The organism is Mesorhizobium abyssinicae, assembly GCF_049887195.1.
Taxonomy (GTDB): Bacteria; Pseudomonadota; Alphaproteobacteria; order Rhizobiales; family Rhizobiaceae; genus Mesorhizobium; species Mesorhizobium abyssinicae.
In genome coordinates this window covers 24,072-44,236 of the sequence record NZ_JARAKC010000028.1, presented here as the reverse complement: position 1 = coordinate 44,236, position 20,165 = coordinate 24,072, and the positions used below count along the sequence as shown (strand labels likewise).

The 20,165-nt window shown below is 61.1% G+C and carries 21 protein-coding genes and 2 pseudogenes; 5 read left to right on the top strand and 18 right to left on the bottom strand.

Annotation, left to right across the window (positions count from 1 at the left end):
- Positions 1-10: 10 nt before the first annotated feature.
- The 16 genes and pseudogenes from PU724_RS30445 to PU724_RS30370 all read right to left on the bottom strand — a co-directional run bounded on the left by PU724_RS30445 (position 11) and on the right by PU724_RS30370 (position 13,965).
- Positions 11-895 (bottom strand): SIR2 family protein, encoded by an 885-nt coding sequence (locus tag PU724_RS30445; RefSeq protein WP_354425321.1) that lies wholly within the window; start codon positions 893-895, stop codon positions 11-13.
- A gap of 40 nt (positions 896-935) precedes the next feature.
- The gene (nifT, locus tag PU724_RS30440; RefSeq protein WP_354425323.1) at positions 936-1,148 is read right to left on the bottom strand and encodes a putative nitrogen fixation protein NifT; all 213 of its coding nucleotides are present in this window, start codon (positions 1,146-1,148) and stop codon (positions 936-938) included.
- Positions 1,145-1,471, bottom strand: coding sequence for a nitrogen fixation protein NifZ (locus PU724_RS30435; RefSeq protein WP_354425325.1), 327 nt, complete (start codon positions 1,469-1,471; stop codon positions 1,145-1,147). Before PU724_RS30435 ends, nifT begins: the two co-directional genes overlap by 4 nt.
- A 94-nt stretch (positions 1,472-1,565) precedes the next feature.
- Positions 1,566-1,760 carry a 4Fe-4S dicluster domain-containing protein gene (locus PU724_RS30430; protein ID WP_354425327.1) on the bottom strand — a complete coding sequence of 65 codons (195 nt, stop codon included), beginning with the start codon at positions 1,758-1,760 and terminating at the stop codon, positions 1,566-1,568.
- A 33-nt stretch (positions 1,761-1,793) separates the two neighbouring features.
- The gene (gene nifB / locus PU724_RS30425; protein ID WP_354425329.1) at positions 1,794-3,275 is read right to left on the bottom strand and encodes a nitrogenase cofactor biosynthesis protein NifB; all 1,482 of its coding nucleotides are present in this window, start codon (positions 3,273-3,275) and stop codon (positions 1,794-1,796) included.
- A gap of 152 nt (positions 3,276-3,427) precedes the next feature.
- Positions 3,428-3,730: pseudogene (locus PU724_RS30420) on the bottom strand (homogentisate 1,2-dioxygenase); the annotation flags it as partial.
- A 79-nt stretch (positions 3,731-3,809) separates the two neighbouring features.
- Positions 3,810-4,844: an L-threonine 3-dehydrogenase gene (gene tdh / locus PU724_RS30415; RefSeq protein WP_354425331.1), complete on the bottom strand. Its 1,035-nt coding sequence runs from the start codon at positions 4,842-4,844 to the stop codon at positions 3,810-3,812.
- A 276-nt stretch (positions 4,845-5,120) separates the two neighbouring features.
- A complete protein-coding gene (nifA, locus tag PU724_RS30410) occupies positions 5,121-6,812 on the bottom strand; it encodes a nif-specific transcriptional activator NifA (RefSeq protein ID WP_426213740.1) in 1,692 nt (563 codons plus the stop codon).
- Positions 6,813-7,050: 238 nt separating this feature from the next.
- On the bottom strand, positions 7,051-7,344 hold the full coding sequence (locus PU724_RS30405) for a ferredoxin family protein (RefSeq protein ID WP_354425335.1): 294 nt from the start codon (positions 7,342-7,344) through the stop codon (positions 7,051-7,053).
- Between the two features lie 10 nt (positions 7,345-7,354).
- A complete protein-coding gene (locus PU724_RS30400) occupies positions 7,355-8,662 on the bottom strand; it encodes an FAD-dependent oxidoreductase (RefSeq protein WP_354425337.1) in 1,308 nt (435 codons plus the stop codon).
- A 10-nt stretch (positions 8,663-8,672) separates the two neighbouring features.
- A complete protein-coding gene (locus tag PU724_RS30395) occupies positions 8,673-9,779 on the bottom strand; it encodes an electron transfer flavoprotein subunit alpha/FixB family protein (protein ID WP_354425339.1) in 1,107 nt (368 codons plus the stop codon).
- A 15-nt stretch (positions 9,780-9,794) separates the two neighbouring features.
- Positions 9,795-10,646 carry an electron transfer flavoprotein subunit beta/FixA family protein gene (locus tag PU724_RS30390; protein ID WP_354425341.1) on the bottom strand — a complete coding sequence of 284 codons (852 nt, stop codon included), beginning with the start codon at positions 10,644-10,646 and terminating at the stop codon, positions 9,795-9,797.
- A gap of 183 nt (positions 10,647-10,829) precedes the next feature.
- Complete coding sequence (gene nifW, locus PU724_RS30385; RefSeq protein ID WP_354425343.1) at positions 10,830-11,210, bottom strand: nitrogenase stabilizing/protective protein NifW; 381 nt, start codon at positions 11,208-11,210, stop codon at positions 10,830-10,832.
- Complete coding sequence (gene nifV, locus PU724_RS30380) at positions 11,207-12,415, bottom strand: homocitrate synthase (protein WP_354425344.1); 1,209 nt, start codon at positions 12,413-12,415, stop codon at positions 11,207-11,209. The genes nifW and nifV overlap by 4 nt, the downstream gene beginning before the upstream one ends.
- Positions 12,412-13,629, bottom strand: a complete 1,218-nt coding sequence (gene nifS, locus PU724_RS30375; RefSeq protein ID WP_354425346.1) for a cysteine desulfurase NifS — start codon at positions 13,627-13,629, stop codon at positions 12,412-12,414. Before nifS ends, nifV begins: the two co-directional genes overlap by 4 nt.
- A gap of 15 nt (positions 13,630-13,644) precedes the next feature.
- Positions 13,645-13,965: a HesB/IscA family protein gene (locus PU724_RS30370; protein ID WP_354425348.1), complete on the bottom strand. Its 321-nt coding sequence runs from the start codon at positions 13,963-13,965 to the stop codon at positions 13,645-13,647.
- 248 nt (positions 13,966-14,213) lie between these two features.
- Between PU724_RS30370 and PU724_RS30365 the strand changes: the two genes are divergently transcribed.
- The 3 genes from PU724_RS30365 to PU724_RS30355 all read left to right on the top strand — a co-directional run bounded on the left by PU724_RS30365 (position 14,214) and on the right by PU724_RS30355 (position 16,919).
- Positions 14,214-14,513: a hypothetical protein gene (locus PU724_RS30365; protein ID WP_426213739.1), complete on the top strand. Its 300-nt coding sequence runs from the start codon at positions 14,214-14,216 to the stop codon at positions 14,511-14,513.
- Positions 14,514-14,546: 33 nt separating this feature from the next.
- Positions 14,547-15,608, top strand: a complete 1,062-nt coding sequence (locus PU724_RS30360; RefSeq protein WP_354425350.1) for a hemin-degrading factor — start codon at positions 14,547-14,549, stop codon at positions 15,606-15,608.
- A gap of 198 nt (positions 15,609-15,806) precedes the next feature.
- Positions 15,807-16,919: an IS110 family RNA-guided transposase gene (locus PU724_RS30355; protein WP_354425352.1), complete on the top strand. Its 1,113-nt coding sequence runs from the start codon at positions 15,807-15,809 to the stop codon at positions 16,917-16,919.
- Positions 16,920-17,536: 617 nt separating this feature from the next.
- Here PU724_RS30355 and PU724_RS30350 read toward each other — a convergent pair.
- On the bottom strand, positions 17,537-17,689 hold the full coding sequence (locus PU724_RS30350; protein ID WP_426213738.1) for a hypothetical protein: 153 nt from the start codon (positions 17,687-17,689) through the stop codon (positions 17,537-17,539).
- 115 nt (positions 17,690-17,804) lie between these two features.
- Positions 17,805-18,100, bottom strand: a pseudogene (locus PU724_RS30345) (hypothetical protein).
- 420 nt (positions 18,101-18,520) lie between these two features.
- Between PU724_RS30345 and PU724_RS30340 the strand changes: the two are divergent.
- Positions 18,521-19,738: a cytochrome P450 gene (locus PU724_RS30340; RefSeq protein ID WP_354425353.1), complete on the top strand. Its 1,218-nt coding sequence runs from the start codon at positions 18,521-18,523 to the stop codon at positions 19,736-19,738.
- Between the two features lie 47 nt (positions 19,739-19,785).
- The gene (locus PU724_RS30335) at positions 19,786-19,995 is read left to right on the top strand and encodes a ferredoxin (RefSeq protein WP_354425354.1); all 210 of its coding nucleotides are present in this window, start codon (positions 19,786-19,788) and stop codon (positions 19,993-19,995) included.
- Positions 19,996-20,165 lie beyond the last annotated feature (170 nt).

Sequence of the window (20,165 nt, the reverse complement as noted above, 5' to 3'; positions counted from 1 at the left end):
GGCCACCCTGCTAGACGCTTGCTCCGACAAGCCTAGCCGCGGCTTCTGCTGCCGGCATGTCAATGACGGTGATTGCGCTTGCTGCAAGAAAACGGCGTTCGTTTTTGGTGAGCGTTGCGGAATCGATGACGGCAAAGTGTGGGCCGCTTGAGCGCTTGATGACTTGTCGGGCGTAGGTGCGAAGCATCTGATCGTCGAAACGGCAGCCGAAGAAGAAAAAGCCGCGCTTGGTGCGCCGTTCCTTTACGACTTGAGGGATCGGCGTCTGGATATCGATTTCAGTTAGGGCTTCGACATAATCCGAGTCTGCGACGAGGAAGTTTGCAGCCGGCTTGATACTGCCATGCGGCGAATAGAGAACCGTTGTTGCCATTGATCCGAGTCGAAGTTCCGCACCGGACAAATCGTAGGTTTTCGTCCAAATGTCGCCGAATGCGTGCGCCCGCGTGACGCCTTGAACCTCAACGACATCCGTTCGGCCGGTCTTTGCGAGGGCCGCGCGCATGGCGCCGTCGTACCAGCTGTCGACGATGAGGGAGACCGGCAGTGTTGCGAGCCAGGCATGGAAGACGGTCGGCGCCGCCGGCCCTGCGAATATCTCAGCCATCCAAGCTTGGAGCGTCCGGCGATGCCGGCGCTGTTCTATGAATTGGGCGACCGACCACATATTGGTGCGGATCTTGGAAGGAGCTGGCGCTCGCGCGTTGAGTTCCGCGGCGACGGCTTGTGGCGTGTGCGGTACAAGTGGTTCGGCTGGCCCAAGCCAGAGCAGACCCGGACCGAGATATGGGATCACCTCATCGGCGCAGAGCGCTTTCTTCAGCATGTCGAGCTGCTTTGCGGCATGACTGTCGCGATTGATCAAGAGATGGTCCAAGGTCAGGATCGTGTTCATGCTCATTTCCGGTTGGTGCTCATCTTGCCGACCTGCAGCATCAGTCCTCGTTGGAAATCTTCCTCGCCTCGACGGTGATCGGCAGAGGCGTTTCCCGCGGAAGGTCGGGCAAGACCAGCCGCCAGCCGTTCCTGAGCGTTATGGACCCGCCCCATAGGTCTTCATTCTCGACGCTGATGATGGGCTCTTCGAGATCCTTCTTGGGAACATACGCCGATAGGCCGGTGTCGGTCCTGCGGATCATTACCTTCATCGGGCTGTTCCCCTATTCGTGGCCACAAGTGACTTCGGCACTGCAAGGACCCCCGATCTGTCGAGGCTGATCAGTTCGTGGGCGCGCATGCCAACGACGGTGCCGCGATCGAACCATTCGACCGCGTAGATGTAGAACTGCTGAAGAAAGGTGCCTATGTCGCGCACATAGCCTTCATCGCCCTTCCGAACGAGGTTTGCGCCTATCTCGCTACCGGGATAGGTGCCGTCATTTTTTATGTGGCGTGTGGCACGGACCCGCTCGCCTGGCATAAATCGTGGAGGCTTGCGGATCTCGACCTCCTGTTCGCGTCCGAGGCCCATCGCCTTCCATCCTTTCTCGCGGGAGCTTGTCAACAAAGGAGGTCACGGCGTCCTCCGGAAGCGACCCCGACCGTGCCGCTAGCGCGACTGGAGGTCAGGCGGGAATGCAGGTCCCCGCCACCGGGCACACCGAGGCGCATTGCTGGGTATCGAAGGCCTCCTCGCATTCGGTGCACTGCTTCGGATCGATCACGTAGGTCTCGCCCTTGAATTTGATCGCGCTCGATGGACATTCGAACTCGCAAGCACCGCATTGCGTGCATTGGGATGCGATGATCTTGAAGGCCATTTCTCAACTCCTGATTCGGTTGGGACGAGACGCTCAAGCCGTCGCCGCCAGTGGTTCGCTCGCAAACTCGGCAGCGTAAAGCGCGCTGATAGCGGTCTCGATGTAGTCGTAGCCATAAACATCCATTGCCCGGATTCCAGCTTCCGCGAGCTGATCCTTGGGGCAATCTCCGATCTTGGCGCACAGCACGATGTCGATGCCTTCGAGCGCAGCTATGATGCTCTCGAGGGTGGCGTCCGCGCCTCGGCCGCCGAGGCAATACTGCTCGACCTTGCGATGCCCGATGAAGCTGATCCCCCTCTGGGAGGCCTCATAAACCTGAAATTCCTTCGTATGGCCGAAATGTTCGTTGATCCGGCCGCCGCCCTGGGTCGCCACAGCGATGAGGAGTGATTTGCCGGAACCCGCTGCCTTCACCGTCGCGACCGCTTCGCTCTTGGCTACCACGTGATCGCTGCGCTCGCGCGCGACCACCTCCCGATAGGCCTCGCGCTTGCTGGCGTCGTAGGTGATGTCGTCCGAAATCTGGTCGATCGTGAACTCCTTGCCACGATCCTCGCCAAGCAGGCCGACAGCATCGGCCCGGCACTGCCGGCAATGGCGCATCAGCTTGGCGCCACCTTCGAGGCGATCCTGAAGCGTCTTCAGTTCCAACCCCGTTGGGCCGCGCTGCCCGGTCAGGCCGAAATGCGTACCGTGCGCAGGGTCGGAAATCAGCGGCATGACATTATGCAGGAACGCGCCGCGCTCCTTGACCCATTTGTTTACCTCGATCAGATGTTCGTCGTTGACGCTGGGGATCATTACCGAATTGATCTTGGTGAGGATGCCGCGCGCGGTCAGCATCTCCAGGCCCAACATCTGCCGCTTGTGCAAGATCGTGGCAGCGTCGATGCCGGTGTGGCGGCGATGGTTGTAAAAGATCCAGGGGTAGATCTTTGCGCCGATTTCGGGGTCGACCATGTTGATGGTGATTGTCACGTGATCGACATTCATGTCGGCAAGCTCGGCAACATGATCCGGCAGCGCGAGTCCGTTGGTGGAGATGCACAGCTTGATGTCGCGGATTTCCCCGACCACGCGTTCGAAAGTTGCCTTCGTCTTCTTCCAGTCGTAACAGGCGTCGCCCGGCCCAGCGATGCCCAGCACGGAAAGCTGCGGCACTTTGTTGGCGACCGCGATCACCTTGCGCAGCGCCTGGTCTGGGGTCAGCTTTTCCGAGACGACCCCGGGCCGGCTTTCATTGGCGCAATCATATTTGCGATTGCAGTAGTTGCACTGGATATTGCAGGCTGGCGCGACCGCCACATGCATCCGCGCGAAATAATGGTGCGCTTCTTCTGAATAGCATGGATGGTCCTTGATCTTGTCCCAGACAGCGCAGTCCATCTCGTCCGGCTTTGCGGACGAGCCGCAGGATGAAGATGCGCAACCGGCGGATTTCGCGGTCGTCAGCAACTGGTCGAAGGATTTGGTGCTGACCAAACTCTCAAGCGAAATCGTCGGTACAGACATGAACGGCTCCGTTCCTGGTGGACGTCGCTGTTCAAAGCGCAAAAGTTGTGCCTGCTCAAAAAAGCGGTTTTCAGTTCAATATGTCGGCTTTCATGTGCGATTCCGCCTGTTCGTTACGTCACAATTTTGTCGGGCTTCCGACTTGAACAGGTCGGCTCGCTCGGCATCGGCACCGGGTTCCAGCGATACTGGCCGAGCGCCAGCTCATGGTCGCCGAGATAGGGCGCGGTCGTCCAAGCGGATAGTGCGGCCGTGAAGCGGCCGGTGTGGCGGACGCTCGGCTGGATGCGGTAGAGCCAGGAGCGCTCGTTGGTGCCACGCGGCGCGGTGAAGGGCGAGCCCGAAAGCTCCTCGGCATAGAGGCCGTAGGCCGGTCGCTGCGGCGAGTTGCGCCCCTGCGGCAGCGAGCCTGGTAGATGGGGGTATTCGGCTTGCGCCCCTTCTTCAACGGTGATGCAAGAAGGTGCTGCGCTTCGAGCTGATGATAGAACGTGGTCTGTCTCAACAGCCACAAGCATCAGGGAGGCGTAACGCCTACCAATCCATAACGACCTTCCCAGAACTACCACTTCGCATCGCATCGAACCCAGCCTGGAAATCGTCAATCCCGATGCGGTGCGTGATGAGGCCGGAGACGTCAAGCGGTCCCTGCACCAGGGCGATCATCTTGTACCAGGTCTCGAACATCTCGCGACCGAAGATCCCCTTCAGGTGCAGCATCTTGAAGATGACCTTGTTCCAGTCGATCTCGAAGCCGGTGGGCGCGATGCCGAGGATGGCGATCTTGCCGCCATTGTTCATGGTGTCGATCATGTCGCGGAAGGCAGGTGCTGCGCCCGACATCTCCAGCCCGATATCAAAACCCTCGGTCATGCCGATCGACGGCATGACGTCGCGCAGTTTCTCCTTCGAGGCGTCGACGACATGCTGGACCCCGAGCTTGCGCGCCAGGTCCAGACGGACCGGGTTGATGTCGGTGATGACGACTTTCCTTGCGCCGACGCATTGCGCCACCAGCGCGCCCATGATGCCGATCGGACCGGCGCCGGTGACCAGCACGTCCTCGCCGACCAGGTCGAAGGAGAGTGCGGTGTGCACGGCATTGCCCAGCGGATCGAAGATGGCGGCGATCTCGTCCGGCACGTCGTCTGGGATCGGCACGACATTGTGCTGCGGGATCACCATGTATTCGCCGAAGGCGCCGGGGCGGTTGACGCCGACGCCAAGCGTGTTGCGGCAAAGATGCCCTCGCCCGGCGCGGCAGTTGCGGCAGTGGCCGCAGACGATATGGCCTTCGCCGGAAACACGCTGGCCGACCTTGTATTCGGTGACCGCGGCTCCGAAATCGGCGACCGTGCCGACGAATTCATGGCCGGTCACCATCGGCACCGGCACGGTCTTTTGCGCCCACTGATCCCAATTGTAGATGTGGACGTCGGTGCCGCAGATCGCGGTCTTCTTGACCTTGATCAGCACGTCGTTGGGACCGATCTCCGGCACCGGCACCTCTTCCATCCAGATGCCCGGCTCGGCCTTGGCCTTCACCAGCGCCTTCATCATGTTGGACATTGGTTTGTTCCTTGAAGCCCTTGATCCTAAATCGCTTTTCGGACGCACAGGAAGGCACGCCCAGTTTCCCTGCCGATCGCCCCGATCGCGCCGAACGCCTCGACCGCCCGATCGATGTCGGTGCTGGAATGGGCCGCCGACATCTGCGTGCGGACACCCGCCTAGGAGAGGCCGATGACCTAGATGCCGCGCTTCAACATGCCCTGCGTCGAGTGACGTCTGAAAGGCACCATTCGCACGGCGCGAGGAGGCTTTAGGTTTGACGTCGCAGGGCGTTCAGAACTTCTTCACCTCGATACCATGCCGACGCAGGGCATAGCCGACTTGCCGCGGCGTGAGGCCGAGGATACGAGCAGCCTTGGCCTGCACCCAGCCGGCCTTCTGCATCGCGTCGATCAGCCGGTCGCCATCGGTCACACGCATACCTGTTGCACTCCAGGCAGGATCGCTCGGATCGCGGCCGTTGACGGGCACCGCCGCGCCCTCGGAGGCGCCGATGCGCCTGGCTCCCGGCGGCGATTCAACCGGCATCCTGTTGCGGCCGAACTTATCGCTGGCACTGCTGTCATTTGAACGGTCGGCTCCTTTCCAGAGGAGGGAAGACAGGCACTGGCTGTTCTGGCAGGCGAAATCAGAAGTAGCGATCGTGCTTGAACGCGCAAGCGTGGCCGTCCTTCGCACGCAGTTTTCCAGCTCGCGGACGTTGCCAGGGAAGTAGCATTGCGAGATCAGGTCAAGCGCCGATGGCGCGAAGGCGAGCTCGCGATGGTTTTCGCTATTGAATCGGTCGAGGAAGGCCTTCGCAAGGCGTGAAATATCGCCGGGTCGCTCTCTGAGCGGTGGCAGCATGATTGGCACCACATTGATGCGGTAGTAAAGATCGGCCCTGAACTCTCCGTTCATGACAGCTGTCTCGAGGTCCTTGTTGGTGGCGCATATGAGCCGGACGTCGACCGTTAGCGTCCTGGTGCCGCCGACGCGCTCCAACTCGCCTTCCTGCAAGACGCGCAACAGCTTTGCCTGAAAGGCAGGCGAAATCTCGCCGATTTCGTCAAGCAACAGGGTTCCGCCATTCGCCAATTCGAAACGGCCGGCGCGCTGCGCGACAGCCCCGGTGAAGGCGCCCTTTTCATGCCCAAACAACTCCGATTCCAGAACGCTTTCAGGCAGCGCGGCGCAGTTCAGTTTAACGAAAGCCTTCTTACTGCGAGGTGAAAGCTTATGGATGGCCTGTGCAAAGAACTCCTTGCCGGTGCCGCTTTCACCCCGCAAAAGCACGGTGGAGTTAGTCCTTGCTACGACCGCGGCGGTTTCAAGAACCTGCTTGAGTGCGGGACTTTCCCCGATGATCCCGTCGATTTTGACATGCGAATGCCGGGCAGGGCGGGTCTCCTTTTCGTCGACCGATTTCTCCGGTCTCCGCTGCTCCTCGACAAGCCGCTGACGATCTGTGCTCAGGATGCGATGGAGGCGGATAGTCCGGCCGACGAGGTTGGCGATCATCGTCAGGAAGCGTGCGTCTTCGTCGCAACGCACGCTGGCGGCGCCGTCCCCGACACGGTCGATCGACAATGTCCCGAGGATTTCATCGTCAGCCTCTACTGGCACTCCGATAAAGGTCACCGGCATGGTGGCGCGGCTCGAAGCCGTTTGAAGATCAGCCTGAAATAGTTCGGACTTGCTGACATCGTGTATGACGAGCGGCGTCCCCGTAGCGACAATCCGGTCTACCACGGCCTGCGGTATGACGCGCCGCCGGTCTGATTGAGGTGCGTGGTTGTGGCCGGCGGTTGCGGCAATCTCCAGCTCTCCTTCCGCGTCCAGGACGACCATTGCTCCATGACGCATTTGCACAAACGAGGAGAGTATGTTGACGACATTGGCAAGCGTGATCTCCAGCCGCGTGGGAGCGGTCAGGATCTCGGATATCTCGTAGATTCCCCTGAGCGGGATGTTCGGCTCGTGCATGGCTTTGATTGGTGGCCGGGCGTTGAAAGGCCCTATCCCATCCACCCGATCCCGCATTATTTGAGCCATGGAAAACACCTCAGGGGTTGCAGGGTGCTCCTCCCAAAGCGCCTGTTTGTATTTCGTCTCGCGAGACCTCAGTATCAACGAGCCCCTGTTCGATTGCAAGTTGTCAGGTTGCAATTGCGGTAATTGCAGGTACCAGCACGCCTTGGCGACGGCGCATGCGTGCGCAGGGTCATCCAAACTTGAAGAGGACACCGAAGCCGCCGCGCGGATAATTCCACTCGATCTCACCACTGGCCTCGCACAGTATCCGACAGGTGCCGCACTCCATGCATCCGTCGGCGGTGATCTCCACTTGGCCCTCGTCGGTCAATTCATAGCATTGGGCCGGGCAGACGCGGGTCAACGCGCGCAGGTTGGCGCTTGGCTTCTGGTGTGGTCGCACTTTGATATGCGGGCGCCCCGAATCGACCAAGTAGCGATTCTGGTAGAGCTTCTCCTCGATGCGTGATGCTGCGATTGTCATCTCGTGTCTCCTAGCGCCAGGCAAATGTCAGGCGGACCACGTCGCTCAGCAGCCCCCAGCGCGAACGCGCCTTGATGAAGGCACCAGTGGTCGCCTTTTCCTTGTCGATTTTCGGGGTGCCGTCGACCCGCATGAAGTTCTGGGCCGCCTGCGACATCAGCTGCGGGTAGGTAGTGAAGAAATTTCGTGAATTGGTGTGGAGCAGGGCCGGCATGTCCTTGTACTTCTTCAGATCTTTGATTACGAAAGACTTGTCTAACATGGTCTTGTAGAGCGCAAGGTTCTGTTTGGTCATGGGACGCTTGCGGCTCTTGACCTGCACGATTGCCTCAGCGGCGATGCGGCCGGAGGTCATGGCGAGGTTCGAACCCTCGCGGTGGACGGCGTTATTCAATTGCGCGGCATCGCCGACCACCACCCAACCGTCGCCAAAAAGCTGCGGAATCGCCTTGTAGCCACCTTCGGGAATGAGATGCGCGGCATATTCTTTCACCTCTGAGCCGGCGATTAGAGGCCGGATCGAAGGATGATTTTTTAACGTATCGAGCACGACGTATGGGCTCTCCATCGTCGCAGCGAAATCCGAAACAAGGCAGCCGATGCCCAGTGAGATCGACTCCTTGTTGGTGTAAAGGAAGCCCAGCCCGGCCATGCTGCGGGAGATCGTACCCACGGCCTCGATCACGCAACCTTCACCGGCCTTGAGGCCGAACCGCTGCTCGATGACCTCTTCAGGCAGGAAATGCATTTCCTTGACGGCGAGCGCCACGGATTTCGGTCTCGGCATCTCGCGAAGCCCGGCGCGCGTGCCAAGCAGTCCGGAGACACCTTCTGCGAGAACGACAACGTCCGCGAAAATCTCTCCGCCGGTCCGGTCGGTGCGGACGCCGACCACCTTGTCCTTGGCATCGCGCACGAGTTCCGTCACGGTCGTCTCGCACAGAACCGTCGCACCGGCCTCGCGCACCTTACGCGAAAACCATTTGTCGAACTGGGCGCGGATGATCGTATAGCGGTTGGGCTTGGCCTCATTGAAGTCGTCCGACCGATAGTGAATCCCGGTGTGGGATGTGTCGTCCATCACCCAAAGCCGCTGTTCAACCAAATGCCGCTCGAGAGGCGCATCATCCCGGAAATCCGGGATGATCTTCTCCAGCATGTTCGCGTACATGATTGCACCCTGGACATTCTTGGAACCCGGATATTCACCTCGCTCCAACTGCAGCACCTTCAGGCCGTGGCTTGCCATAATGTAAGCAGCAGCGTTACCGGACATGCCGGCTCCAACAACGATGGCGTCGAATTTTTCCTCGATCATGTCCAGTTCTCTAGCTCGCAAGCTTATCGCGACTGTGGGGCGACAGCCGTCTGGTGAAGGCTTCCGTCAGTGCGGGCAGGAAGCGGATCGCGTCGGTGACGATCCCAAGGTGGGCGAAATCGAAAATCGGCGCGTTCCGGTCGGTGTTGATGGCCACGATGAGATCCGCCCCTTCGACGCCAACCCGGTGCTGGATGGCGCCGGAAATCCCGGCCGCTATGTAAAGCTTCGGCCGGATGGTTTTGCCAGTTTGGCCGATCTGCCGATCAGCCGACAGCCAGCCCTTCTGGACCAACGGGCGCGAACAGCCGTGCTCTGCGCCAATTGCTCGCGCGAGATCCTTCACAAGCTGCAGGTTCTCCGCCGCGCCTAGACCGAGACCTCCCGCAACCACAACGTCGGCATAAGCAAGATTCGCCTTTGCCGCTTGGCTATCCGGCAAGAAGCCGAGGATTTTGGTAACGATCTCGTCCTCCACTACCGATAGTCGGTGCCGGATAACACGCCCGACCGGCTTATCCACCCGCTGCGGCATGGGCATGACCCTCGGCCGCACTGTCGCCATCTGGGGTCGGTAATTGAGCGTATAGATCGTGCACAACAAGGAACCGCCGAAAGTCGGACGGGTCGCGGCGAGCGAACCGTCGGTATCCACATCGAGTTCGGTGCAGTCGGCTGTAAGCCCTGTCTGCAACGTCGTCGCGACCGAACCGGCAAGATCCCTGCCGAGTGTGGTCGCCCCGAGAAGCAGGATCTCGGGTTTGTGGGTATCGACCAGATCCGTCATCGCCTTGGCGAAAGGCTCGTTCCGATAGTCGGCAAACAGCGGCGCCTCGACGCAGTAGACAAGATCGGCGCCGTGAGCGAAAGCCTCGGCTACCGCAGAGTGGGTGGTCTCTCCCGGCGGTCCAAGCACGATCCCCGCAAGCTCGACGCCAAGCTTGTCGGCGAGCTTGCGACCTTCACCGAGCAATTCGAATGATACGGGATGGACCTGGCCGCGCTCGAGCTCGATGAAAACCCAGACGTGGCGGTAGTCCTTGAAACGCTCGGGCAGCTCTTTCTTTGTGCCGGCACGGCCGGCAGCAGGGCGGGGGTCTCGGTTCGCGGTCGACATCGTCTCTCCTTGCCGTCACGCGCCGCCGTTGAAGGCGAGCTCCTGTTCCAGGGCCGGCTTGCGGGTTAAGATCGCGGCGATGAGTTCGTCAGCGAGATCGCGCAAGGTCATCTCAGCGGTGTCGATAACTGTTGCTTTTTCTGCGCGCGCAGTAGGGGCGAACACGCGCTTGACGACCGTCGGCGAGCCGCGCAGGCCGCATCTGGTGAGGTCATCAATGCCGGCGTCGGCCGCACTCCATTTCAAGACCGGGCTGCGTGCGGCGCATAGAGCGTCCTCGAGCGAGCCCCGACGGAGCTCGTTGGTGCCTTCCAGCATCGTGATGAGACAAGGGAGCCTGCTCTTCAGCATCTGCGTACCGCCTTCACAGCGGCGCTCGACCTTGATCTCGCGGGCAGCGAGGTCAATGGAGGGGATCTTCGCGACATAGGTGAGTTGCAGGAGATCGAGACGCTTGGCGATGCCTGGCCCGACTTGGGCGGTATCGCCATCGATCGTCTGCTTGCCGGTGAAGACGATGTCTGGCGTGCCGAACGTCTCGCCAACCTTCGCGATCGCCTGGGAAAGAGCGAAGGAGGTCGCCAGCGTGTCAGAGCCGGCAAAATAACGGTCGGTCAAGAGCACCGCCCGGTCGGCGCCGTACCCGAGCGCCTTGCGCAATGCGTCCTCCGCCATGGGCGGACCCATGCTGAGCACGGTGACCTCGCCGTCATAAGCGTCGCGCAGTCTGAGTGCTTCTTCGAGGGCGAATAGGTCGAAAGGATTGATGATGGTAGGCACACCCTGGCGCATGATCGTGTTCGTGACGGGATGGACCCGTATCTGTGCCGAGTCCGGCACCTGCTTGATACAGACGACGATGTGCATTGGCGGTCTCTCTAGGCTTCTATCGGGATGCGGGCTAGGCAGTTGATCTTTGGCAGCATCATTCGTGCCAACTGTTTTGCGTGCTCCTATTCCTCGAGGCTCGGTTGGTTCCTTCCAGGGGAGCGTTCGTGATGACACGATTTGTCGGCTTCTCGACATCGTCGCGTCGCAACCATGTCGCGCTCATTCTTTTGCGAACCGCTTCAGTACGGACTCGAACGGGACGAAGGTGCGGCCGGGCCTGGCAGGCTTGTTCGGATCGTGGTCTTTGAGCACCTTGAAGATCCGCTGCGTAAGCGGCGAGGAAGTCACGAAGTCCTCGTAAGCGCGTTGCAGCGTTGCGCGCACCCGCGCGGCGACCACCTGGTCGGGCAGACCGGATAGATCTTCTTCGGCAAGGTATTGGCCCACGCGCTTCATGATATGAAGCCGTGAGACATTCAGCACCTTTGGATCATAAGAGACCCCAAGGAGCGCGAAGAACTCCTCCGCGGCCGACAGGCCCTTCAGTCGCGCGAGGATGTCGGTAACGTCGATGGGGCGGCCGTCAGGGGAACAATTCATTGCAATCTCGCTGGTCGGACAACTGTGGCGTCGCCATGTTCGTCGCCGAACTGGCCTGGACCGGTGACATCCGCGAGGCGTGCCTCGCTGCACATTCCATCGTAGATCTCGACCAGTTGAGTTGCTGTCACGATCGATTTGGTCTCGGCCGCCTTGCGGCGGACGCGAGCCACGATTGCGGCTGCCAGATTCGGGTCGAGATCGCGACCGCTTTCGCTCAGCACACGGGCAATCGCGGTGGCTCCGGAATGCTTACCGATGACGATACGCCGGCAGCGGCCCACGAGTGCCGGGTCGAGCCCCTGATAGGCGCGCGAGTCCTTCAGCAGCCCTGCGACGTGAGTGCCGGATTCGTGGGTGAAAACATCGGCGCCCACGACCGGCTTAATAGCCGCCGTCTGCCGGCGGGCGGCGCAAGCCACCTGGGCGGCGAGATCGGGCAATGCGGTCAGCTCGATGCCGGTATCCGCGCCGTCGATGACGGCCATCGCGGCCGCCACTTCTTCCAGCGCGGCATTACCCGCACGCTCGCCGAGCCCGAGGACGGTGACGGACGCATGGCGTGCGCCTGCGCGGATCGCGGCCAGCGTGTTGGCGGCTGCAAGGCCGAGATCGTTGTGCGCATGAAATTCGAGGTCGATTTCAGACTTCGCCATGAGCTGGGCGACAAGTTCGAAAGTCGAGAACGGGTCGAGAGTGCCGACCGTGTCGGCCAGCCTAACGCGGCTTGCGCCGGCGCGCGCAGCCGTTTCGATGACGCGGGCAAGATGATCCCGATCGGCCCGCGAGGCATCCTCGCAGCCCACAGCGACGAAGAAGCCACCAGCGACTGCCCGCCTCACCATATCCTCAATGAGCTGGAGCGCTCCCGCCCGATCGAGGCCGAGCTTGGCGCCAAGTTGAATGTCCGATGCAGGTAGCGACAGATTGACGGCGCCGACGCCGCTCTCGATCGCTGCGTCGAGATCCCGCGCCTTCATCCGGCACCACGCCATGAGCCGAACCGGGAAACGCCGCGCGACCGCGGCGCGAATTGTTTCGATCTCGTCGGCGCCCATGATCGGGGTGCCGATCTCGATCTCTGGGACGCCGGCGGCCACAAGAGACTCGGCGAGCTCCAGCTTTTCCGCCGTCGTAAAGGCGACACCGGGCGCCTGCTCGCCGTCGCGCAAGGTCGTGTCGTTGAGGAAGACATCACGGTTCATGAATGGCAGCCTGTTCTGCTGCCGGTCAGGTATTGGCCGGATCGAACGTCTTCGGGACTTCGCCCACGCGGCCCAGGACCGGGAGAGACACGCAGCTTCTCCACGATTGCCGGGATGACCTCAAGCACCCGGTCGACGTCTTCTTCGCCGTTATCGCGCGCAAACGAGAAGCGGACTGCCGCGTGTGGCATCTTCATCGCGCTCAGGACATGGCTGGGTTCCATTGAGCCGGAGGTGCAGGCGGAGCCGGAGGAGCAGGCGATGCCCACGCGGCTGAGCAGATGTGGGATTCCATCGCTTTCGGTATGTTCAAACGAGATGTTTGCAGTGTTTGGCAACCGCTCCATCGGATCGCCAGTGACACAGGTGTTTGGGATGCGCTGGAGGATGCCATCCTCCAGGCGGTCGCGCAGCGACTTTACCCGTGTGGTCGCGTCGTCCATGAATTTCAAGGCGAGTTCGGCTGCCGTGCCGAGCCCGACTATGCCGGGCGTATTCTCGGTACCGGCACGCCGGTCGTGCTGTTGGTGCCCTCCCTTGATCATCGAGCGGAAGTGCACGCCACGCTTTATCCAAATTGCGCCGATCCCTTTGGGTCCATGAAGCTTGTGGCCGGAGAGCGACAGCATGTCGATTGCGGTCGATTTCAGGTCCATCGGAAGCTTGCCAACCGCCTGCACTGCATCGGTATGGAAAAGGGCGCCAATTTCCTTGGCCAACTCGGCAAGCTTGGCCACGGGAAAGATCGTGCCGGTCTCGTTGTTCGCCCACATTACTGAGACGATTGCCACGCGGGGCGAGAGGGCTGCCTTGTAGGTGTCGAGGTCAAGCCGGCCACGACGATCCACGGGGATCCGGTGGACCTTGACGCGGCGAGTCCGCTCAAGATGCGCGCACAGCGTCAACACGGCGGGATGCTCGACCGCGGACGTCACGATTTCATTTCGGTCGGGCGTGCCCTCAAGCGCCGAAAGGATCGCTGCATTGTCGCTTTCTGTTCCACCCGAGGTGAAGGTGATCTCATCGTCGAACTGCGCGCCGATCAGCGCCTGCAACTGCCGCCGTGCCTGTTTCATCGCCGCACCGACTGAGGCGCCAAAAGCGTGCGCCGACGAAGGGTTGCCGAATTGATCCGTGAAGTAAGGCAACATCGCTTGCACAACGTCAGGATCGACCCGTGTCGTTGCGTTGTTGTCGAGGTAGACAGGCCTCATACGAACAGCCCTCGGTTAACTGAAGGACTTGCCGCAGCCGCACTTGTCCCGCGCGTTGGGGTTGTCGAAGACAAAGCCGGAAGAATTGAGCCCGGTGACGAAGTCGACGGTCATGCCGGCGACATGGGGTTGGGAGTCTGCGTCCACAAACAGCTTGATCCCATCTGTCTCCGTGATCACATCGCCCTGGCGCGAGACGCTTTCCAGGCCCATTATGTATTTGAACCCGGCGCAGCCGCCGGTCTGGACCATAATGCGAAAGCCCTCCGCTTGCTCGCTGGCGCGGGAAAGAGCGGTCTTGACGGCGGCAACAGCATCGTCGGTGAGCGTGATCATGGCGAGATTTCTCCTCAATCCGTGACGTCTTTGCGGATCACGTCGCAGGGACCGTGCCAAAGCGAAAAAAACCGTTTCAACACGGCGCGATCCCTCTAGAACCGATATCAATCTTGTTGGACATTGGTGGAAAGACGTCGGGCAGCCGACACGCACTGTCGGGTTTGTCGAGTACGTCACACAAAGTGTCCGGCCTTGGTCCCCACTGAACTCTCACATAAATCTTTGCGGAAGAATCTTTTCTGCGCTTGTTCAGGCGAATTGGCACGACTTTTGAAACGCCTATTGGCGATGCGGCAAAAACCGCAGACCATCATGCCGCGAGTGCCCTCGCGATCGATCGAATGAAGCAAGGAAAGCAACATGTCAGGGTCGGGTCAGAACCGCTCTGCGCCGGTGGAATCGGCTCCTCGCCGCTCAGACGACACGCCCGGTTTCGATGGCGATCACTCACTCTCGCCAGCAGCACCCTGTTCCTGGACGAGCATGAGCGCGGCATCGAGCATTACGGCGCGCTCAGTCGACTGACCACCCGGCAGGGCAGCTGATCCCCAGCAAGCAGGTGAAAGCAGGGTTAACACATGGACCAGCGCGAGAAACCGTCACTGCACGAAATCCGGCGGGCGAAGGAAGACAATCCGAAGAGCCGTGAGCACGATCTCGCCGCCCGGCTGGGCATTTCGGAGGCGGAGCTGATCGCCGCGCATTGCGGTCTCAGCGCCGTTCGTGTCGAGCCGCGCGTCAATGATCTGCTGTCCGGCCTCGAAACGGTCGGCGAGGTGACGGCGCTGACCCGCAATGAAAGTGCCATGCACGAAAAGATCGGCGTTTACGACAAGGTAGTCACCGGCAACGAGCATGCTCTGGTGCTCGGCGACGACATCGACTTGCGTATCTTCCCAAAAGTTTGGGCGTCTGGCTTTGCCGTCGAGAAACGCAATGGCAACGACATCAGCCGTAGCCTGCAATTCTTTGATGCCGCCGGCAAGGCGATGCACAAGGTGCAACTCGGAGCCGCCTCAGACCTCGATGCCTATCAGAAGCTGGTGGCTGAGCTGGAATCCTGCAACCAGGCGCCGATCGTAGCTGTCAAGGCGAGCGGAGTGGTCGATGACGCAGAGGTTCCCGACCAAGCCGCCACGGTGGAGGATCTACGCGAGCGCTGGAGCCAGCTGACCGACGTGCATCAGTTCTTCGGGATGTTGAAGACACTGAAGCTCAGCCGCTGCGATGCGATCCGTATGGTCGGCGAGGATTACGCTTGGGCACTCGATAAGGACGCCATTGGTGCCATGTTTCAACAGGCGGCCGAAGACGAGATGCCGATTATGTGCTTTGTCGGTAATCGTGGCTGCATCCAGATCCATTCCGGTCCGATCAAGTCGGTCAAAACAATCGGGCCGTGGATCAATGTGCTCGACGAGACCTTCCACCTGCATCTCGGGACCCATCACATCCGCGAGGTCTGGGCCGTTCGCAAGCCGACGAAGAACGGTAACGTTACCTCGCTCGAAGCCTACGGCGCCGACGGCAAAATGATCATCCAGTTCTTTGGCAAGCGCCACGAAGGCGAGGGCGAGCGCGAGGACTGGCGGTTCCTGGCCGAAACCTTGCCCCGCATTCCCGGTCCGACAGCTGCATGAGGTAAGACCCATTGCATGTTGTTTTCCGCTTCGCTCGGCGCTTGCGCCGGGGCTCGGCGTTCTGCTGGCCGTCGCTTTGCCAGTGGAGCCAATGAGCGCGTAGACGTTATGACCGTGGTGTGAGCGGTGGCCCGTCCCTAGACTTTGCAGCTGTAAAGCAAACGGCGAGCCGAGCCTCAAGCAAAGGAAGGACGGGCCATGAAGCAAGATAATGTATTTTACGTCGGTGTCGACGTGTCGAAAGCCAAGCACGCGATTGCGATTGCCGCGGGAGGCCGGGAGGGAGAGGTCCGCTATTTTGGCGAGATCGAGGCGACAGAGGCGGCGGTGGAGCGCTTCGTGCGCAAGCTGGAGCAAAAGCATCCGCGTCTGCATTTTTGCTACGAAGCCGGCCCGACCGGCTACGGGCTGTACCGCCAGATCGTTGCGCTCGGCCAGCGCTGCGATGTCGTTGCGCCCTCGCTGATCCCCAAGCGTGCGGGCGAGCGCGTCAAGACCAACCGGCGCGATGCGGTCAGCCTGGCGCGGCTGTTGCGGGCCGGCGAACTGACCGGCATCTGGGTTCCCGACATCGTGCACGAGGCGGTGCGCGATCTGGCGCGGGTGCGTGCCGCGGCGAGCGAGGACCTGCGCAAGAAGCGCCAGATGCTGCTTTCGTTCCTGCTGCGCCATGGCCGGGTGTTTAGCGGCCATAAGCACTGGAGCCGGGCCCATGCCCGCTGGCTGGCGGCGCAGAAGTTCAATCATCCGGCCCAGCAGATCGTGTTCCAGGACCAGGTCGACGTCATCACCGATGCGCAGGCTCGGCTGGAGCGATTGGACGCCCAGCTGGCCGAGCTGGTGCCGAGCTGGTCGATGGCGCCGGTGGTGGCGGCCTATCAGGCGCTGCGTGGGGTCTCCTTCATCGTTGCCGTCACCTTCGTCAGCGAAGTCGGCGATGTCCGCCGCTTCGACAATCCGCGCCAGCTGATGGCCTTTCTTGGCCTGGTGCCCTCGGAGCGCTCGACCGGCGAGACGGTCAAGCGCGGCGGCCTGACGCTTGCTGGCAATCGCCGTGCGCGCCGCGTGCTGGTCGAGGGCGCCTGGAGTTACCGCTATCCCGCCCGGGTGACCGAACCCATTCGCGTCCGGCTCGAGGGCCTGCCGAAGGCGGTACGGGAGATCGCCTGGAAGGCGCAGACCCGGCTTTGCACCCGCTACCGCCGCATGACGGCGGCCGGCAAGAAGAAACCCATCGTCGTTGCGGCGATCGCGCGCGAGATGGCAGCCTTCCTGTGGGCCATCGGTCACCAGGTCGAACCGGTGCACTGACGATGCGGTACGCTTGCGCCTTGAAGATCGCGCTTGTGGCAAGGCTTCCGCTCGCACGGGCGCCGCCGCCGGATTGAAGCCCCCCATTTGACCGGGCTTCAATCCGGCGGCAACACCGGGGACAGCACGGCGACGGGATGTGGCCACGGTGGGGAAACTCCCGTGCTAGCTATGTGGCTGGAGCATCGCTCCAACGCCCGACAGTAGACAGGGAAAGCCCTAAGATGAATTACGGAAGTGCGGTAACCAACCCGCGGATAAGAGCTTGATCGACCGTCGTCTGAAGGCCCCATCCCGTCCCCGTGCTGTCCCCAATCAACGGCAACAAACCTGTGGCAAGGACATGGACGGAAAAGTTCATCCATCACCCTTGACCACGGTCATAAGATCGCCGCGTAGGCGCTTTATTGCGACAGGCGGTTCTCGTTGTCGATCAGGATGAGACGGGTGGGGGAATGTCGGACCACCTCCACCGCATGAGGTTAATATCCTGGGCAGTCGCACCGGCAGCAAAGCTTCGAACAAGGAGGCCGTGATAGCCGCCGCCACTCAGGCCGCCTCGCCGCTCGCCTTGATCTGATCACGCCATGTCGTTTCGGGAGGGCGGTGGCGTCCAATCATTCGGCCGCAAGCGGGGCCGAGTCTCGGCAATCAAAGATGTCGTCGACCTCGGCGTCGTAGGAGACGAGCGTTGTCGGCTGCAGGTTGCCAACCTGGTTGGTTCCCCGCATCGCCGTCATAACAGGCAAGGATGGGTAGAGCGCCGACAAGCCATTCGGATTGAAGCGGCCCCATAGAGATAGGCGCCACGTCCAGACAGCGGCTGGCGGGCATGTATAGGGCTCAACATGCGATAGAGCTTGCCAACATAGCGCATGCGGACGCTCAGGTGTGCACGCCGGAATCGACCGCATCGATATAGTCGAGCACGTCGTCGGCCCGACTGCTGCGCACGAGCTGCATCGCCGTCTGACCTGAAAAGCCTGGCAGTGCTCCGAGCGATATCAGGCATAGGCCATCAGCGCCGAACCGAAACGCGGCTCGACCTTGTTGATGATCTCGATCATCTCGCGCAGGCGCCGTTGAGTCTTGTCCAACCGGACCCGATCCTTGCGCTGGATCGCCTCTACTACGGCGATCGTGTGCTCGCCACCGCCCCCAGGCGATCGAGGCAATGGCATAAATATGGTGCGGCAGGAGTCAAGGCTGAACAGCCCCGTGTAGCAGACCCGACAAACCGACCGTAGATGTCGGCTATCAGACGTTGGTCCTAACAAATGGAAAGTTGATCATCAACTAGAGCGAAGGCGGCCCAGTGCAGGCTGGGCATCGCTCGGTACAGCACTATCGGTGCGCCAATGCGGCACGCTACTTGCTTAGATGATTTTATCAGCGGGGCGTCACCAGTGCGTCGCGGAGCTCAGCAGTGATTGAATTCGCGACTGCTCTCTTTGCGCTCTGGTGCGCAGGTCGGGTGCATCGTGCAACACCATCGCAAGGCACCTGAGCCGAGACTTAGCGGGCGCTGGCCATCGACCTTATGACTGGCCGGCGATCTCAATCGAGCGCATGAACGCCTGACGTTTAGGAGAAGAGGCCAAATGGCGACAAATCCGGTTCCAGATCATGTCCCGCCCGAAATGGTGAGGGACTTCAGCCTGTTTACTTCGCCCGGCATGTCACCGGCTCCCAACGGGGATCCTCACGCAGCAGTCGCTTGCGTCCATTCCGGATCGCCTATCTTTTATTCACCCCTCAACACGCGCGACGGCAAGGGTACCTGGGTCATCACCCGCGCCGCAGACCAGCGTAAGGTGCTGCAGGACACCGAAACTTTTTCCAGCCATCGCAGCATCTTTGCCTCCGCGCTGGGCGAAAGCTGGCCGATGATTCCACTTGAACTCGATCCCCCGGCCCATGGCGCCTTTCGCTCCCTGCTCAATCCGCTGCTTTCGCCAAAGCGGGTGGCGGCATTGGAGCCGGCTGTCCGCGAGCGGGCAATCAGGCTCATCGACGGGATCGCCGCATCGGGCACAAGCTGCGACGTCATGAAGGATTTCGCATTTCCGTTCACGGTAAGCGTCTTCCTCCATCTCCTTGGGCTGCCGGATAACCGAATCGACACATTTGTCGGATGGGGGAGAGATCTGCTCCACGGCGACGATGTGAAACGGCGGGCCGCGGCCCGGACGATCGTATCGTTCATTGATGAACTTGCAACCGCCCGCCGCAAGGACCTGGTTGATGATTTCATGACCTTCATCGTGCAGGCACAGGTCGAGGGCCGCCGCCTGACGAAACAGGAAGTACGCGGCGTCGGCGTGCTTGTTTTTGTTGCCGGGCTCGACACTGTTGCAGCAGCCATAGGCTTTGACCTGGCCTATCTCGCACGCAACCTCAAGGATCAGGAATTGCTGCGCGGCGAACCAGGCCGGATCGTGGCCGCGGCCGAAGAATTGCTGCGCGCCTATCCGCCCGTTCAGTTGATCCGCGTGGCAACGAAAGATATCGACTTCGAAGGCGCGCCGATCCGCAACGGAGATTATGTTTCCTGTGCCACGATGATCGCCAACCGCGACCCAGCGGAATTCGAATGCCCCAACACGATCGACCTGGGGCGACAGGACAACCGCCATGCCACCTTTGGCTATGGACCCCACCGTTGCCTTGGCTCACACCTTGCCCGGCGCGAGATCGTCATTGGCCTGGAGGAGTGGCTGGCGCGCGTCCCCGCCTTCCGGATCAAGAACGGTACGGCACCCATCACCTCTGGCGGCCATGTGTTCGGGATCGAAAATCTGATCCTAGACTGGTCCTGACCAAGCCCCGCCCCGAGCCGAGGTGCAAAGACAATGGAGGCAGCGCCATGCGCATCATCGTCCAAAATGCCAAATGCCAGGGTCACGCGCGATGCGCGGCGCACGCGCCACACATCTTCAAGCTCGATGATGCCGGTTACATCCTGCCCGGTAACATCGAAGTTGCGGAAGGGGAGGAACTGACAGCATCGCGAGGCGCGCGATCCTGTCCCGAACGTGCACTTGAACTCGACCGTGAACCCTGCAGCACGAGTTGAACCGACGTCATCCACCGAGTCCGGCGGGCATGAAACGGATCGACCAAGTGGCCTCATACGCGAACGGAGGCACGCGCCTTCTGTTCCACCACCGTCCTCGTCCCACTGCGCAGGGCACCTACGGGTGTCGAGATGCCTCCCATGACGCGCAAACGCCAAGGCGCGGTTCG

Bases quoted from the DNA above. Each gene is read 5' to 3' on its own strand.
- nifT (WP_354425323.1), bottom strand. From the start codon at position 1,148: ATGAAGGTAATGATCCGCAGGACCGACACCGGCCTATCGGCGTATGTT.
- nifV (WP_354425344.1), bottom strand. From the start codon at position 12,415: ATGAACCGTGATGTCTTCCTCAACGACACGACCTTGCGCGACGGCGAG.
- tdh (WP_354425331.1), bottom strand. From the start codon at position 4,844: ATGTCCAACATGATGAAGGCGCTGGTGAAGGCCAAGGCCGAGCCGGGC.
- PU724_RS30395 (WP_354425339.1), bottom strand. From the start codon at position 9,779: ATGTCGACCGCGAACCGAGACCCCCGCCCTGCTGCCGGCCGTGCCGGC.
- PU724_RS30445 (WP_354425321.1), bottom strand. From the start codon at position 895: ATGAACACGATCCTGACCTTGGACCATCTCTTGATCAATCGCGACAGT.
- nifS (WP_354425346.1), bottom strand. From the start codon at position 13,629: ATGAGGCCTGTCTACCTCGACAACAACGCAACGACACGGGTCGATCCT.
- PU724_RS30405 (WP_354425335.1), bottom strand. From the start codon at position 7,344: ATGACAATCGCAGCATCACGCATCGAGGAGAAGCTCTACCAGAATCGC.
- PU724_RS30370 (WP_354425348.1), bottom strand. From the start codon at position 13,965: ATGATCACGCTCACCGACGATGCTGTTGCCGCCGTCAAGACCGCTCTT.
- PU724_RS30435 (WP_354425325.1), bottom strand. From the start codon at position 1,471: ATGGGCCTCGGACGCGAACAGGAGGTCGAGATCCGCAAGCCTCCACGA.
- nifB (WP_354425329.1), bottom strand. From the start codon at position 3,275: ATGTCTGTACCGACGATTTCGCTTGAGAGTTTGGTCAGCACCAAATCC.
- PU724_RS30390 (WP_354425341.1), bottom strand. From the start codon at position 10,646: ATGCACATCGTCGTCTGTATCAAGCAGGTGCCGGACTCGGCACAGATA.
- PU724_RS30340 (WP_354425353.1), top strand. From the start codon at position 18,521: ATGGCGACAAATCCGGTTCCAGATCATGTCCCGCCCGAAATGGTGAGG.
- PU724_RS30355 (WP_354425352.1), top strand. From the start codon at position 15,807: ATGAAGCAAGATAATGTATTTTACGTCGGTGTCGACGTGTCGAAAGCC.
- PU724_RS30335 (WP_354425354.1), top strand. From the start codon at position 19,786: ATGCGCATCATCGTCCAAAATGCCAAATGCCAGGGTCACGCGCGATGC.
- nifW (WP_354425343.1), bottom strand. From the start codon at position 11,210: ATGAATTGTTCCCCTGACGGCCGCCCCATCGACGTTACCGACATCCTC.
- PU724_RS30400 (WP_354425337.1), bottom strand. From the start codon at position 8,662: ATGATCGAGGAAAAATTCGACGCCATCGTTGTTGGAGCCGGCATGTCC.
- nifA (WP_426213740.1), bottom strand. From the start codon at position 6,812: ATGCACGAGCCGAACATCCCGCTCAGGGGAATCTACGAGATATCCGAG.
- PU724_RS30360 (WP_354425350.1), top strand. From the start codon at position 14,547: ATGGACCAGCGCGAGAAACCGTCACTGCACGAAATCCGGCGGGCGAAG.
- PU724_RS30430 (WP_354425327.1), bottom strand. From the start codon at position 1,760: ATGGCCTTCAAGATCATCGCATCCCAATGCACGCAATGCGGTGCTTGC.